Annotated in this window: 13 protein-coding genes; 6 read left to right on the top strand and 7 right to left on the bottom strand. The window is 37.8% G+C overall.

Annotated features, from left to right (window positions below):
- Nucleotides 1-16 precede the first annotated feature (16 nt).
- From mutL to QF044_RS17820, 6 genes are all read left to right on the top strand, one after another.
- Nucleotides 17-1,813: a DNA mismatch repair endonuclease MutL gene (gene mutL, locus QF044_RS17845; RefSeq protein ID WP_307270182.1), complete on the top strand. Its 1,797-nt coding sequence runs from the start codon at nt 17-19 to the stop codon at nt 1,811-1,813.
- Nucleotides 1,814-1,815: 2 nt separating this feature from the next.
- Nucleotides 1,816-2,565, top strand: a complete 750-nt coding sequence (locus QF044_RS17840; protein WP_307270179.1) for a rhomboid family intramembrane serine protease — start codon at nt 1,816-1,818, stop codon at nt 2,563-2,565.
- A gap of 211 nt (nt 2,566-2,776) precedes the next feature.
- Entirely contained in the window at nt 2,777-3,562 is a 786-nt protein-coding gene (locus tag QF044_RS17835) for an endonuclease/exonuclease/phosphatase family protein (RefSeq protein ID WP_307270176.1), read from the top strand.
- Between the two features lie 79 nt (nt 3,563-3,641).
- On the top strand, nt 3,642-4,616 hold the full coding sequence (locus QF044_RS17830) for an endonuclease/exonuclease/phosphatase family protein (RefSeq protein WP_307270174.1): 975 nt from the start codon (nt 3,642-3,644) through the stop codon (nt 4,614-4,616).
- A gap of 4 nt (nt 4,617-4,620) precedes the next feature.
- Nucleotides 4,621-4,983 carry a hypothetical protein gene (locus QF044_RS17825; RefSeq protein WP_307270171.1) on the top strand — a complete coding sequence of 121 codons (363 nt, stop codon included), beginning with the start codon at nt 4,621-4,623 and terminating at the stop codon, nt 4,981-4,983.
- Between the two features lie 39 nt (nt 4,984-5,022).
- Nucleotides 5,023-5,403, top strand: coding sequence for a hypothetical protein (locus tag QF044_RS17820; protein WP_307270169.1), 381 nt, complete (start codon nt 5,023-5,025; stop codon nt 5,401-5,403).
- A 137-nt stretch (nt 5,404-5,540) separates the two neighbouring features.
- On the opposite strand, the gene QF044_RS17815 is transcribed toward QF044_RS17820, so the two are convergent.
- The 7 genes from QF044_RS17815 to murC form a co-directional block, all read right to left on the bottom strand.
- Nucleotides 5,541-7,058: a GH3 auxin-responsive promoter family protein gene (locus QF044_RS17815; RefSeq protein WP_307270167.1), complete on the bottom strand. Its 1,518-nt coding sequence runs from the start codon at nt 7,056-7,058 to the stop codon at nt 5,541-5,543.
- Nucleotides 7,059-7,164: 106 nt separating this feature from the next.
- On the bottom strand, nt 7,165-7,575 hold the full coding sequence (locus QF044_RS17810) for a BrxA/BrxB family bacilliredoxin (protein WP_307270164.1): 411 nt from the start codon (nt 7,573-7,575) through the stop codon (nt 7,165-7,167).
- A 443-nt stretch (nt 7,576-8,018) separates the two neighbouring features.
- On the bottom strand, nt 8,019-8,465 hold the full coding sequence (locus QF044_RS17805; RefSeq protein WP_307270162.1) for a GatB/YqeY domain-containing protein: 447 nt from the start codon (nt 8,463-8,465) through the stop codon (nt 8,019-8,021).
- Nucleotides 8,466-8,588: 123 nt separating this feature from the next.
- Nucleotides 8,589-10,496, bottom strand: coding sequence for a cell division protein FtsZ (ftsZ, locus tag QF044_RS17800; RefSeq protein ID WP_307270159.1), 1,908 nt, complete (start codon nt 10,494-10,496; stop codon nt 8,589-8,591).
- Between the two features lie 120 nt (nt 10,497-10,616).
- Nucleotides 10,617-11,999 (bottom strand): cell division protein FtsA, encoded by a 1,383-nt coding sequence (ftsA, locus tag QF044_RS17795; RefSeq protein ID WP_307270156.1) that lies wholly within the window; start codon nt 11,997-11,999, stop codon nt 10,617-10,619.
- A gap of 89 nt (nt 12,000-12,088) precedes the next feature.
- Nucleotides 12,089-13,078 carry a cell division protein FtsQ/DivIB gene (locus tag QF044_RS17790; protein ID WP_307270154.1) on the bottom strand — a complete coding sequence of 330 codons (990 nt, stop codon included), beginning with the start codon at nt 13,076-13,078 and terminating at the stop codon, nt 12,089-12,091.
- A gap of 84 nt (nt 13,079-13,162) precedes the next feature.
- Nucleotides 13,163-14,536 carry a UDP-N-acetylmuramate--L-alanine ligase gene (gene murC, locus QF044_RS17785; protein WP_307270152.1) on the bottom strand — a complete coding sequence of 458 codons (1,374 nt, stop codon included), beginning with the start codon at nt 14,534-14,536 and terminating at the stop codon, nt 13,163-13,165.
- Between the last annotated feature and the right edge of the window lie 33 nt (nt 14,537-14,569).

Raw genomic sequence — 14,569 nt, 5'->3', positions numbered from 1 at the left:
AGTTGATTAAACGTTTATGTCAGATATTATTCAGCTTTTACCGGATCATGTAGCTAACCAAATTGCGGCAGGAGAAGTGGTGCAGCGACCTGCGTCCATTGTGAAAGAACTTTTGGAGAATGCTATTGATGCGGAAGCTTCCAAGATCGAGTTGATTATCCGGGATGCAGGAAAAAACCTGATCCAGGTGGTAGACGACGGTAAGGGAATGTCTGAGACCGATGCCAGAATGGCATTTGAAAGACATGCTACGTCAAAGATCAAAGGAACGGAAGATATCTTTAAGATCTCAACAAAAGGCTTCAGAGGTGAGGCACTGGCTTCTATCGCTGCTGTTTCGCAGGTTGAACTGAGAACAAAGCAGAATGATGCGAAGATCGGAACCAATATCTACATTGAAGGCGGGGTATTTCAGTTTCAGGACCCTATACAGACTGCAGACGGATCCAATTTCCTGGTGAAGAATCTCTTTTATAATGTTCCGGCCAGAAGAAAATTCCTTAAAAATAATAATGTTGAATTCAGACATGTTATCGATGAATTTCAGCGTGTTGCTTTAGCGCATGAAAATCTGGAGTTTTCCCTGTTTCATGATGATGAAGCCGTTTTCAGACTGAGAAAAGGAAGCCAGATGCAGCGTATTGTAGATGTTTTCGGTCGTAAACTGCAGCCACAGCTGATTCCTATCAAAGAAGATATTATCTGGTGTAAACTTCACGGATTTGTTGCAAAACCTGAAGGTGCTAAAAAGTCAAGAGGAGAGCAGTTTCTTTTTGTTAACGGAAGATATTTCAGAAGTCCGTATTTCAATAAAGCGGTTCAGGAAGCCTTTGAAGGACTGCTTTTACCAGGGTATGTTCCAACTTTTTTCCTATATCTGGAAATGGATCCGGAAAAAATAGATGTCAATATTCATCCTCAGAAAACAGAGGTGAAATTTGAAGACGAGCATCTTATTTTTGCCCTTCTTCGTTCCACCATTAAAAGGTCTCTGGGAATTTACAACGTTTCTCCAAGTCTTGATTTTGATAAAGATCCGGAAATGGATGCGATGATGAATAAGCCTTTTCCAAGCAAGGGAAACAGCAACGGTGGCGTGATCAAGATGCCTGAAATTATAGTAGACAAAGACTACAACCCATTTATTGAAGAGAGAAATGTACGTCCGGAAGAGATTCAGAATCTTACGGAAATGTACCACCAGAATATTACGGCAGAACCATCCAAGATCAATTTATTTGAAGACGAAGATTTTGATGAAGATCTGATGAGGTTGCCCAACGGCTACTGGCTGTTCAATAAAGGAGATGTGACTCTGATGTTGGACCTTGGAAGAATGCACAGGCTGATTGTTTCAGAAAACAACAAAACATCAAAGAAGAATAACATCAATACCAATCCGAATAGTCATTCACTTCTCTTTTCTCTGGAGTATCATATGAACGAAATTGAGAAGAATAAATATAATTCTTTCAAAAAATTTCTTCCGGAACTCGGGTTTGACATGAAAATTGCTCATGAAAGCGTGCTGAGAATAGATGCACTTCCTGAAGGACTGAAAGAAACCCAGGCAATGAAATTCCTGGAGAACCTTTTTGAGATCCTGGAGTATAAAACTGAAGAAGAATTTATGCAGTTTTATCTCAATCAATGGAGCAAAATGCATTCGAAATCAAGGTTCGATTTTATTTATAAGAAAGATGCGGAACAGGTCATCAAAGATTTTACAGCGTTAGGCTTCCCGGAATTTTTACCGGATGGCAAAAGATGCTTTTATGAAGTTCCGTTTAATGATATTAAAAACAAATTTTAAAAATGTTTAACAATATACCGCCAATTACAAGGAGTATTATCATTATAAATATTATTGCTTGTATAATAACCAATTTTTTTTGGTACCCTTATTTATACAACATGCTTTCAGGATTTTATCCTTTTTCTCCGAACTTTAAATCCTGGCAAATCATTACTCATATGTTTATGCATGCCTCTTTTAGAGAAACGGGGGGATTTATGCATATTTTATTCAATATGTTAACACTATGGAGTTTTGGGCCTATTTTGGAGCAATCACTTGGAGAAAAAAAATATTTGATCCTTTATTTTGTAAGCGGTTTAGGTGCATTTTTTTTGTTTAATGCCTGGAATTTCATTGAAGTTCAGCAAGTTACCAATGAATTGCAACAGCTGGGATTCAATGTTAATGCTTATCTATCTGGGGCAAGAGTACAGTATGTAGGGAATGCGGAATCTATAATCCAACAGAAAGAGCTTTTAGATAATTTAAGCAAAATTATGACAACCCCTATGGTTGGTGCTTCCGGAGCCATTTTCGGAGTGGTAGCAGCCTTTGCCACACTTTATCCTGATTCAAAGATTATGATGATGTTTATTCCTGTTCCTATGAAGGTAAAATACCTGATGCCTATTGTTATTGTAGTTTCCATATATCTGGGAGTTTCCGGAAACGGGGGAGGTATTGCCCACCTGGCGCACGTAGGAGGAGCTTTGGTTGGCTGGATTCTTGCAAGGATCTGGAAAAAACATCTTTATAGATTCAATTAAAATTCTGTGAAAGTTTTCCGTTTAATCATACTGATCCTTCACCTGGGAGTTTTATTTCCTTCTGCTGGGTACTTTAATGAACGCTTATGTTCCGCCTAAAATATTCCCGTGGTTCAATTTGCTTTCCTTAGGATTTCCTGTACTTATTATTTTGTATAGTATATTTACAATTTTCTGGCTTTTCAGCTGGAAAAAAAGAACTTTTGTGTTTATGCTGGCAGGACTTATCTTCATGAATCCTGTACAGAGATGGGTGAATTTCTCTTCCGGTAAAAAAGATGCTGCAGACCTGAAAATGGTTTCCTTTAATGTTAAAGCCGGAACATTAGGTGCCTCCGGTATTGAAAAATACCTGAATAATGCCAATGCAGATATCATTATGCTCCAGGAATCCGGAAACAAAATTTCGGTTAACGGAATGGAAGAAGCTAAAGGAAATGGGATATTAAAAATCTTTTCAAAACATAAAATTATAGACTCCCGAGAATTGATCAAGAGCGATTATGACTATAATAATGCATATGCTTCCCAAACAGATATTGAAATCAAAGGAAAAATTTACCGTTTTGTTAATTTTTATCTGGAACCTTTTAAATTTGAAAAGGGAATGATTAGGTTAGATGGCGTTAAGGAAGAAGATGAGCAAAAGCTGAAGAACATCGTTAAAAGACTGATTCCTGTTTTTAAAAAACACCAGGATCAGGTAAATAGCATTAAAGAAGCCATCAGAAACTCACCCTATCCTGTCATCCTTGCCGGAGACCTTAATTCTGTTCCCAATTCGTACGAATATTATCACCTTTCCGATGGATTGGATGATGCTTTCGTAAAAGCCGGAAAAGGCAGCGCCACAAGCTTTCATGACTATAAGTTTCCCATTAGGATCGATTATATTTTCACCTCAAAAACCATACATCCGGTGACGTATCAGGTAGACCGAAGTATAAATCTTTCAGATCATTATCCTGTGGTGGGAACATTTTCATTAAATAACTAATAATCATAAAATTAGTTAAAGCTTACAGTCTTGGTAGGATTTTTGATGAATACAAAAGCGTACTCTAGACTGTTATTTCATGAAGCCGAGCCAGTTATTACTTTTTGTTCATATCGTTGTCGCCGTTTTGCTGTTATGCACATTAGGTAATGCGTGGATTCCACCTAATCTTTTAGGAGGTCTTAATGTGCTTTCTCTAGGCTTTCCTTACCTGATAATTCTCTATATTCTTCTCACCTTGATTTGGGTAATAAAAAGAAAAAAGATAGCCATTGCTTTTGTACTGGGAACTTTTCTTTTTTACAATCCTGTAAGAAGATGGGTAAATTTTTCTCCAAAAACAGAAAATTTAAAGACGGTAAGAGATATCAAAGTACTTACGTTTAATGTGAAGTATGGAGATTTTGGATGGGAGAAAATCAAAAAATACATCAAGGACCAGGACGCTGATATTATTTTAGTTCAGGAAAAAGATACCAATAGAGCGATCAGACGGGATATGGTAAAATACCCTTCCGTTATTCTGAAGACAAAACATAAAATTATAAGACAGGAAAAGCTGATTGAAGAAAGTGCAAGAGGAAACTCTTTTTATGCAGATGTAGATATCAACGGGAAGATCATAAGAGTGGTTAATGTATATCTGGAGCCTTTCAGGTTGCATAAATCAATGCTTCAGTTTGATGGTTTTGCAAAAGAAGGTGGAAAAATTGCCACCCTTTTTTCTCACATGACTCCTACCTTTAAAGCCCACGAAGACCAGATCAGAAAGATCAGAAAAGTAATTGATTTTTCACCTTATCCCGTGATTCTGGCAGGCGATTTCAATTCTGTACCTAATTCTTATGAATATTATAACCTTGGAAAAGATCTTCAGGATGCCTTTCTGACCGTTGGAAATGGCATTTCCTCCAGTTTCCACGACTATAAAGTTCCTTTGAGAATTGATTATATTTTCAGTTCAAAATCCATTATTCCTTTAAGCTATAAAGTAGATCAGTCTGTAAAATTATCGGATCACTATCCTGTAATTGCAGAATTTCTGCTAAATTAGTTCCATGAAAAATTTACTGTCTGCGGTTTTTATTGTATCCCTGTTACTGATATCCTGTTCCAAGAAAGAAACTCCCGGTTTTGCAGCAGAGCAGGAGGTAAGGATGCAGTATGATACGGCAGCTGTGGATTCCTTTTCATCAGGGGCTACATCAATAGATATTGTCCGCCAGATCAGAATGTCTTCACAGAACTATCAGGACTCTATAAAGCAGGCAGCCAAACTTCAAAAAGAAGAACAGAAACTGAAAGAGGAACTCGAAAAAGAGAATAAAAAGAAACTGGAAGACGAAAAGAAAAAGGCAGATACAGAGAAAAAGCAAAAGAGCTCTGAGATACCATCGGCTACCGGAACTAAATCCGAATAGAATTTTCAAACACGAAAAACATTTAAAAAAATATAAAATATGAAAAAACAAATCTTAGCAGCAGCTGCAGTAGCATTATTTGCTGTGTCATGTACAAAATCTACAACAAAAACAGAACAAGTCGAAAGTGCTGACGGGTCTGTAACGACCACGACTACAACAGTGTCAGAAACACCTTCTCATGTTGTAGACAGTGCCAAAGTAGATAAGGCTAAACAGGATGTAAAATCTAAAATGGACGAAGCCGGAAACAAAATAGATAATGCAGCTCAGAAAACGAAGGAAGACCTTAATAAAGCGGGAAAAGACATTAAAGCCGGAGCTAAAGAAGTCGGACAGGATGTAAAAGACGCCGCTGCAAAAGGAGCCGCCAAAGTAGAAGAGGGAGCAAAAAAACTGAAGGAGGATTTAAAGAAATAACAATTCTAAAATACAGAAAAACGCAGTCGAAATTTCGGCCGCGTTTTTTTTATATTTTTAAAGCAAATATCCCGATTTTAAAACTAGATATTGTTTATGAGCTCAATAGCTTTCATCTTTCAGCAAGAAGTTCCCTCTTATATTCCGTTAAGTTCAAGCAATGGATCTATATACTCTCTGTCGTTGCTCAATCTCGGAACTTTGTTCTGGCCTCCCAGTTTTCCTTTAGATTCAAGCCATTGATAAAAAAGATCAGGTTTTGCAATATGAACGATCGGCCTTTTCAGCGTCAGATTGTTATATCTTTTAGCTTCATAATCCGAATTTATTTTCTTTAAATGCTGATCAAAGGCGTCAGTAAAACGATCCAGATCATCGGGTTTATGGTTGAATTCAAAAATCCATTCGTGAGCACCACTTTCATTTTCCTTCATAAAAACAGGAGCACCTGTAAAATCAGCAACACTTGCTCCCGTAAGTTCACAAGCCTTTGAAAGGGCAGATTCTACATTCGTGATCATAAGTTCTTCCCCGAATGCATTGATGTAATGCTTGGTTCTTCCCGTAATTTTTATTCTGAAAGGATTTATTGACGTGAATACTACCGTATCTCCGATAAGGTATCTCCACAATCCACCATTGGTCGTAATGACCATTGCATAGTTTTTCCCCACTTCTACATCTTCCAGGCTGACCACTTTCGGATTGGAAAAGTGAAACTGATCCATTGGGATAAATTCATAAAAAATACCGTAATCCAGCATCAGAAGCATTTCATCACTGTTCGATCTGTCCTGGATTCCGAAGAAGCCTTCAGAAGCATTGTAAATTTCGTAGTAATTGATGTTTTTTCCGATGATCTGTCGGTACTGCTCCCTGTAGGGCTTAAAACTGATTCCACCGTGAAAAAAGACCTCTAAATTAGGCCAAAGCTCAGAAATGCTGCTGTTGCCGGTTTCTTTAATTACCCTTTGAAGCAGCACTAGCATCCAGCTTGGTACGCCAAGGATACTTCCCACATCCTCATTCTTCACTTCCGAAGTAATTGCTTTAAGCTTGCTTTCCCATTCAGACATCAGGGAGACCTTTTTACTGGGAGTTGTCGTAATTTCTACCCAGAAAGGAAGGTTATCAATTAAAATGGCTGAAAGATCTCCAAACTTCGTATTAAAATCCGCATGGAGCTCAGAGCTTCCTCCAAGCCGAAGGTTCTTATTGGTGAAAAGCTGGTTTTCAGGATGATTATTGGCATAAATGGAAACCATATCTTTTCCTGCTTTCATATGGCAATACTCCAGGCTTTCTGTAGAAATTGGAATAAATTTACTTTTGGCATTGGTGGTTCCTGAAGACTTTGCAAAATGCTTGATATATCCAGGCCAGGAGACGTCCTTATAGCCCTGCCTTGCTTTTTCAATATAAGGTTCAAAATCTTCATAACAAACGATCGGAACCTTGTTTTTAAAGTCCTGATAGCTCGAAATAGAGTTGAAGCCATAGGTTTTGCCATATTCCGTATCCTCAGCATGAAACAGCTGCGAAAAGAGTATACCTTTCTGAGTTTCAATAGGATGGTCCATGAAATTCTGTATCTGATCTATCCTTTGACGGATAAACCAGTTGACGACAGTATTAAAAAGTGCCTTTGTTGCCATTCCAACAAATATAATAATATTTGGATTTTTAGAGAATTTTTATGGTGTTAAATAAAAAAACCGTTACAAATAATGTAACGGTTCAGTATTGAGATTTATTATTTTATTAGCAATACTCATCAAAAGCAGCCTGAAGGTTTGCTGCAATAGCGCCTGCAGGGTTTCCTTCGATGTGGTGTCTTTCCAGCATGTGGACCAATTCACCGTCCTTGAAAAGAGCCACACATGGAGAGCTTGGAGGGAATGGAGCAAGGTGCTTTCTTGCCTCTGCTACAGCTTCTGTGTCAAATCCTGCGAAAACAGTTGTTAAATGATCTGGCTTTTTATCTCCTGTCAAAGAATATACAACTCCTGGTCTTGCAGCACCTGCTGCACATCCACAAACGGAATTGATTACCAATAAAGTGGTTCCAGACTGCTTTAAAGCCGCTTCTACCTGTGCTGGAGATGTTAAATCTTCGAAACCTTTATCTGTAAGTTCTGCCTTCATAGGCATTACTAAATCTGTTGGATACATATATTTTGTTTTTTATCGATACAAAGTTAATCATTTCTTAGCTTTTCTTCAATATATAAAAACTATCGGCGGCTTAGTCAGATAAAATTAATAGAATATTAATGTTTCAATAATATTAAGAAATATGTACAATAAAACTATGAATAATGATAAATATTTATTAAATTTGAAATGATTCTAAAAACAATGACCATGAAAAAACCATTTACTGCTTTCCCTCGAGCATTCAAATTATTTAACACGACATGAGTTAAATAGAACCTATTCAGTTTTCAATCACAATGACTGGATTAATTATTTGAATATCCAAAAAATGAAGCCCTGAACATTAATGTTCAGGGCTTCTTTAATCAAATCGATATGCAAAGGTTGGATATCCTGTTTTTTAGGGCTTGTATTTGGTGTTCCGGCTATATATCCCGGATCTTACAAGGCATCCCGTTTTAAGAAAGAAGCTTCTTAGCCATCTCGGAAATACTTTTCCCATCTGACTTTCCTGCTAATGCTTTTGAAGCAGCTCCCATCACCTTACCTAAGTCTTTAACAGACTCAGCTCCAGTTTCTGAAATAATATTTTTTATTTCTGCTTCCAGTTCTTCCGGGCTTAATTGTTTAGGAAGAAACTGCTCGATTACTTTCATCTGAGCCTCTTCAACTTCTGCAAGGTCATTTCTTCCCTGTGCTGAAAACTGCTCGAAAGAATCTTTACGCTGTTTAATCATTCTCTGAAGGATTGCAATTTCCTGCTCCGGAGAAACTTCAACTCCTCTCGCTTCAGTGTGTAGATTTAAAATTTGAGCTTTTACAGCTCTCAGAGAGTCCAAAGCGACTCTGTCTTTCGCTCTCATCGCTGTTTTAATAGCTTCGGTTATTGTATTTTCTAAACTCATTTTTTGAAATTTAACAATGTATCAATGTAACGGTTTACCAATTGAGAATGCGTCGATAGTTCGACAAGCTTCCATGATGGTTATTATTGTTACATTGGTACATTTCTACATTGTTATATTATTTTAGTCTACGTCTTTATTTAAAAATCTGTTCTCTCTTACCTGCATGTTCCCATTGTTGTCAGAAAGGTACGTGTTGATGTTCTGATCTGAGGCATTGGTTCCATCAATAGAGATATTTTTTCTTTTGAAAGCCGGGACAGATTCAAATTCGCTTGTGCTGTCAAAGCTTTGATAACGTGAATTGAATTCTTTTAATTTATTTCTTCTCTCCACAATTCTTTCCTGATCAACGGCTTTGTTCACAAAAGTGAACTCAGATTCTGCATGTTTTGGAGCTTCAATTTCTGTTTTTTCCTCAAAGGCTGGTTTTGTTTCAGTTTTCGGTTCTTCCTGTCTTGTCTGAAAGAATGTTTCAAGAGCCTGAACCGGGATTTCAGTTACAGCATTGGCTGGAGCAGAAAATTCTGCTTTTGGCTGTCCGAAATCTGTCTTAGGCTCATTGGATGAAGAGTTATTATTAACAAAGAAACTGAATTCAACAGGTTTATCGTCTGAGAAAGGTCTGCTGGCAGGTGTAGACGGAGTTTCATCTTTTTTTGAATCGAAATCAAATTTAAAAGATTCAATTTCGAGATCATTAGGATCTTCTCCTTCTTCATCGTAAGAGAACAGGCTGTAAGACTCTTCCCCGGATTCTTCTTCGTTTCTCCAGTTATCCTGTGTATCTTCCTGTTGGTCAAAGAATTTTATTTCTGTTTTAATTTCTTCTTCAACGATCATTTTTTTTTCTGAAGAGATCATGCCGAATTGCGGAACATCACTGTCTTCATCATCCAGTCTGAACGTATGTTTTCCTCCGAAATCACGAGGTGATTCAGAAGAGGTTTCTCTTTCTTCTCTTGTTTTAAAAGGAGAGGCTTTTGGAGTTTCAAGACTGTCATTAAGACTGATTCTGATCTTTTCCGTAGGACCTGCAAATCTTTTGCTGTCATTTGAAAAACCTGTTGCGATCACAAGAACGCTTACAGAATCTCCTAATTCCTCATCAGCACCGACCCCGAAAATAATATCAGCGGTATTTCCTGCTTCTTTCTGGATATGATCCATAATCACCCCGATCTCGTCCATGGTTACTTCTTCAGCACCACTTCTGATCAATAGAAGAACATTTTTAGCACCGGTGATCTTGTTATCATTCAATAACGGAGAATCTAATGCTTTTTTAACGGCTTCTTCGGCTTTGTTCTCGCCTGAAGCGATTCCTGTAGACATCAAAGCTGTTCCGGAGTTCTGAAGCACAGATTTAGCATCTCTAAAGTCAATGTTTACATCAAAGTAACCGGTAATAACTTCTGCCATTCCTTTGGCTGCATTGGTTAAAACTTCATCGGCCTTTGAGAATCCCTGCTTGAATCCAAGGTTTCCAAATTGCTGTCTCAGTTTATCATTATTGATCACAATCAGTGAATCAACATTATTTCTTAGTTTTTCAAGACCTATTTCGGCTTGTTCAAGTCTTCTTTTACCCTCAAAGCTGAAAGGAACGGTAACGATACCTACCGTTAGAATTCCCATATCTTTGGCTACTTTAGCAATAACGGGAGCTGCTCCTGTACCAGTACCACCACCCATTCCGGCCGTAATAAATACCATTTTGGTATTCTGACCCATAGATGCTTTGATCTCTTCAATACTTTCGATAGCAGATTTTTCTCCTACTTCAGGATCTGCACCGGCACCAAGACCTTCTGTAATGGTAGTTCCCAGCTGTACCTTGTTGGCAACGGGGTTATTATCTAAAGTCTGGGCATCGGTATTACAGACCACGAAATCTACTCCGTAAATACCTTTTTCGTACATGTGTTTCAGGGCATTGTTTCCGCCGCCGCCTACACCGATTACTTTTATGATGGATGAATTTCCTTTTGGTAAATCAAATGAAAATCCTTGTGTACCTATATTTTCCATAACTATGCTTTTTAAATTGATGGTTGATGAATGATAATTGATGAGTGATAAACGGCGACATGCAATAAGCTGTTTGCTTTTTATTTATCAATTATCAATAATCTTCTATCATTTTATACTTTACTCTACTTCTTCAAAGAATTTTTTAACTTTTTCCATAAGCGACTGCCCAAAAGTGAGTTTCGCTCTTCTGTTTTCCCGCTGTTCATTAACAATGGATTGTTCCTGAACTACAGGTGCCGGCTGAACAGACTGAACTGTTTCTATCTGTGCTGCAGAGGTTTCCACTTTGGCAGTTTCTTCCTCCATCAGCTCTTCCATTTCAGCACCCTGTTTTTTGTCCCGAATCTTCAAACTCTCCATCAGCAGGCCGATTGAAGTAGCAAATTCCGGGCCTTTCAGGTACTGGTTCTTATCGTTTGCAATATATTCATTTGCAAAACCAATTCTGCTGTCGAAACCTGTCGTATAATTGGCCAGCTGACGAAGGTGCTTCAAGTTGGATCCGCCTCCCGTAAGGACAATGCCCGCGATCAGCTTTTTCTTTTGCTCAAATGCTCCGTAAGCTTTTAATTCTGTATTGACCATTTCCAGGATTTCTTCCACTCTGGCATTGATAATTTGAGCCAAAGTTTTAAGGGAAATTTCTTTATCCGGTCTTCCGTGAAGCCCTGGAATAGTAACAAATGTACTGTCTTTTTCAAGTTCTGGAACTGCAGAACCAAATTTTACTTTCAGCTGTTCTGCATGTTTTTCAATAATAGAGCAGCCTTCTTTAATATCTTCTGTAATAATACCACCTCCGTAAGGGATAACGCAAGTATGACGGATGATATTATCTTTGAAAATGGCAATATCTGTGGTACCGCCTCCTATATCTACAATAGCAACGCCTGCTTCTTTTTCTTCTTTAGTTAATACAGCTTCTGAAGATGCCAACGGTTCCAGGGTAAGGGCTTCCATTTCCAGGCCTGCTTCTCTTACACACCTTGCGATGTTCCTGATGCTGCCCATCTGTCCTACTACCACGTGGAAATTGGCTTCTAAACGTTTACCATGCATTCCCACCGGTTCCTGAATTTCACCTTCGGAATCCACTTTATATTCCTGGGGAAGAACATGGATAATTTCTTCACCAGGAAGCATGACCAGTTTTTTCACCTGATCTTTTAGTGCTTCGATGTCGTCATCTGTAATAAATTTGTCTGGATGTTCACGCATAATATAATCAGAATGCTGCAGGGAACGGATGTGTTTTCCGGCGATACCTACCGTGACCTTACGGATAGGCACTCCTGCACTGGATTGTGCTTCAGACACAGCAGCTTTGATTGAATTAATGGTTTGTGAGATATTATTTACAATACCTTTATGAACTCCAAGACTTTTGGCCTTCCCAACACCGAGAACTTCTATTTTCCCGTGTGCATTCCTCCTTCCGACAATCGCGACAATTTTCGTTGTCCCGATGTCCAGACCTACTGAATACTCTTGATTTTCCATTTTATGTCGATTTGATTTTTTGTCTACTTTTTCATGTCTGGGACGGTGTCCCGTTTTTTTAATCAGTTGGATTTCATCCCAACTCTATGCTAATCGTCCTTTTGGACTCCTTTTATTCTATTTTTTACCTTGGCTTTGGGCTTAGTAGCCGTGGGCTTTTTCTCTGTTTTCCTGATTTCCTTTGGCTTGACTGCTGTTTTGGGTTTTGGTTTTTCCTTGGGCTTTACTGCAGGTGCTTTCGTTTTTTTTGTTTCTGAAGTTTTAGGCATGGCTTCCGGTTTTTTTGATGCCGCCAGTATCGGGGCTTTTGCCAGTTCCAGATTTCCAGCTTTCAGAATACTGTCGTTTTCTTTAAAGTAAGGATTTAAGGTAGTTACAATCTGGTTTTGATATTTTATGGAAACCATACTGTACTTTTGTGGATCCTGAAATACCAGGTATTTTTCCACGAAAGTTTTGAATCCTTTTACTTTAAATTCAATATTGTCAAGATCTCCCAGCTCCACTTTATAATTTCCTTCACTTGTCAGAAGATTATAATCGTCTTTACTTTTTGATATTCCGATAAAGAATTTTTTGCTGAAATCATCTTTATCAATTTTTTCAATGAGCTCTGCCAGCTTTTTGTATTCATCAGGTTTCACATTTCCGGTTACCAGCATGCAGGGATGCGAGTAGGTTTTTGAAGTAGGGAATTCAGTGCCTTTCTGATCTACATAAAAGTCTCTTCCATCTTTATTAAGTCTGAAAACCGGGACTCTCTGTTTGATATCCAGATAGAGTTTTCCGTTAAGGTTCAGATAAACATTGGCACTGTCAACTGCGGGAAGGGAATTGATCTTTTTTTCAAGCACAGGAATATTCAGATCTCCTACCTTTCCGGAAGGGTTTTCTTTTTTTACAATTTCCCGGATGTCTTTTTCATCAACAAAGTATACGGGTGTTTTTTCATTCATTTTTACAGAAATCTTATTGTCCGTGATCTTCTGGCCGCTGAATCTCTTCAATGAGAAACTCAGCAGTAATCCAAGGATGATCACTGTGACAGTAATTTTTAATATTCTGTATTTATTTTTCATATATTTTGTACAATGTAAAAAGTACAGTGTACTATTGTATTCTAATTAGTTACTTTATTAAATGATCTCTGTGCATTGTCCTTTTTACATTTTACTTTGTACAGAAGAATTTATCCATTCGCAAATAGGGTCATACAGGGTATCTATATTTCCTGCGCCTACGGTGAGAAGGATGTCAAAATCTTTTTCTTTTATTTTTTCAAAAGCACCGGACAGATCCGATTTTTCTTTTTTATCTAAATTCACTTTTTCCAATAACCAGCCGGATGTTATTCCTTCAAAATTTTCCTGAAGCTCTCTTGCAGGGTAAATGTCGAGAAGGATTAGCTCATCTGCTTTATCTAAACTTTCAGCAAATCCGTCAGCGAAATCTCTTGTTCTGCTGAAAAGATGTGGCTGAAAGATCACCAATAATTTTTTATCGGGGTAAAATGTTCTGATAGAGCTTAGTACGGCATTGATTTCTGTCGGGTGGTGCGCATAATCATCGATATAAATTTTACCGTTTGGATAAATATGTTTGGTATATCTTCTTTTAATTCCTTTAAAATTTGCAATAGCCTTTTTCAGGGTTTCAAAATCTACGCCTAAATTGTGCAGAATAGCCAATGCAGCTGTAGCATTTTCTACATTATGGATTCCCGGAATTTCCCATACAAAATCTTTTACCGTTTCGGAAGGGGTATGGAAATCAAAATAGATCTTATCGTGATCCATACGCAGGTTGTCTGAATAGTAATCTGCTTCTTCATTGACTGCATATGTTTTATGATTCCTGCCAATATCCAGACCTTTTCTTACAAACAGCTGTTTGTCATCCGGCACAAGTGCTGCAAACTGTTTGAATCCTTCTTCAATATGGCTTTTGTCCCCATAAATATCCAGATGGTCTGCATCCGTTGAAGTTACCACAGCCCAGTCCGGAGAAAGGCTCAGGAAGCTTCTGTCATATTCATCTGCTTCTACGACAGAATATTTTGTCCCGTTAAACAGGAAGTTCGACTTAAAATTTTCAGAAATACCTCCTAAAAAGCATGAAAACGGAAGATTGGCTTCTTTGCACAGGTGAGAAACCAAGGTAGAAGTTGTTGTTTTTCCATGGGTTCCTGCAACTGCGATACAGTCTGTATTTTCTGTAATTAAACCTAAAACTTTTGCCCGCTTTAAAACTTCAAATTGATTTTCATTAAAATAATCTAAAATTCCCAGTTTTTTAATAGCAGGAGTGTAGATTACCAAAGTTTCTCCTTTCTGAAGCGAAGTTATTTTTTCGTCAAGTACATCTTCAAAAACAATATCAATTCCCTCAATTATCAGTTGTTGAGTGAGTTTGGTGTTGGTTTTATCGTAGCCTAAAACATTTTTGCCTGAAGCATGGAAGTAGCGCGCCAAGGCGCTCATCCCGATACCTCCGATTCCAACGAAGTAATAATTTTGATATGTTTCTAATATGTTCATTCTTTTTGTATTAATGTATATTGTAAAATGTAT

Origin of the sequence: Chryseobacterium sp. W4I1 (assembly GCF_030816115.1) — a bacterium.
GTDB lineage: Bacteria > Bacteroidota > Bacteroidia > Flavobacteriales > Weeksellaceae > Chryseobacterium.
The sequence above is the reverse complement of the archived record's forward strand: the minus strand, read 5'-3'. Positions and strand labels throughout refer to the sequence as shown.

What these genes read in the sequence shown, in the direction of transcription:
- mutL (WP_307270182.1), top strand. Translation starts at nt 17, where the DNA reads ATGTCAGATATTATTCAGCTTTTACCGGATCATGTAGCTAACCAAATT.
- QF044_RS17840 (WP_307270179.1), top strand. Translation starts at nt 1,816, where the DNA reads ATGTTTAACAATATACCGCCAATTACAAGGAGTATTATCATTATAAAT.
- QF044_RS17835 (WP_307270176.1), top strand. Translation starts at nt 2,777, where the DNA reads ATGCTGGCAGGACTTATCTTCATGAATCCTGTACAGAGATGGGTGAAT.
- QF044_RS17830 (WP_307270174.1), top strand. Translation starts at nt 3,642, where the DNA reads ATGAAGCCGAGCCAGTTATTACTTTTTGTTCATATCGTTGTCGCCGTT.
- QF044_RS17825 (WP_307270171.1), top strand. Translation starts at nt 4,621, where the DNA reads ATGAAAAATTTACTGTCTGCGGTTTTTATTGTATCCCTGTTACTGATA.
- QF044_RS17820 (WP_307270169.1), top strand. Translation starts at nt 5,023, where the DNA reads ATGAAAAAACAAATCTTAGCAGCAGCTGCAGTAGCATTATTTGCTGTG.
- QF044_RS17815 (WP_307270167.1), bottom strand. Translation starts at nt 7,058, where the DNA reads ATGGCAACAAAGGCACTTTTTAATACTGTCGTCAACTGGTTTATCCGT.
- QF044_RS17810 (WP_307270164.1), bottom strand. Translation starts at nt 7,575, where the DNA reads ATGTATCCAACAGATTTAGTAATGCCTATGAAGGCAGAACTTACAGAT.
- QF044_RS17805 (WP_307270162.1), bottom strand. Translation starts at nt 8,465, where the DNA reads ATGAGTTTAGAAAATACAATAACCGAAGCTATTAAAACAGCGATGAGA.
- ftsZ (WP_307270159.1), bottom strand. Translation starts at nt 10,496, where the DNA reads ATGGAAAATATAGGTACACAAGGATTTTCATTTGATTTACCAAAAGGA.
- ftsA (WP_307270156.1), bottom strand. Translation starts at nt 11,999, where the DNA reads ATGGAAAATCAAGAGTATTCAGTAGGTCTGGACATCGGGACAACGAAA.
- QF044_RS17790 (WP_307270154.1), bottom strand. Translation starts at nt 13,078, where the DNA reads ATGAAAAATAAATACAGAATATTAAAAATTACTGTCACAGTGATCATC.
- murC (WP_307270152.1), bottom strand. Translation starts at nt 14,536, where the DNA reads ATGAACATATTAGAAACATATCAAAATTATTACTTCGTTGGAATCGGA.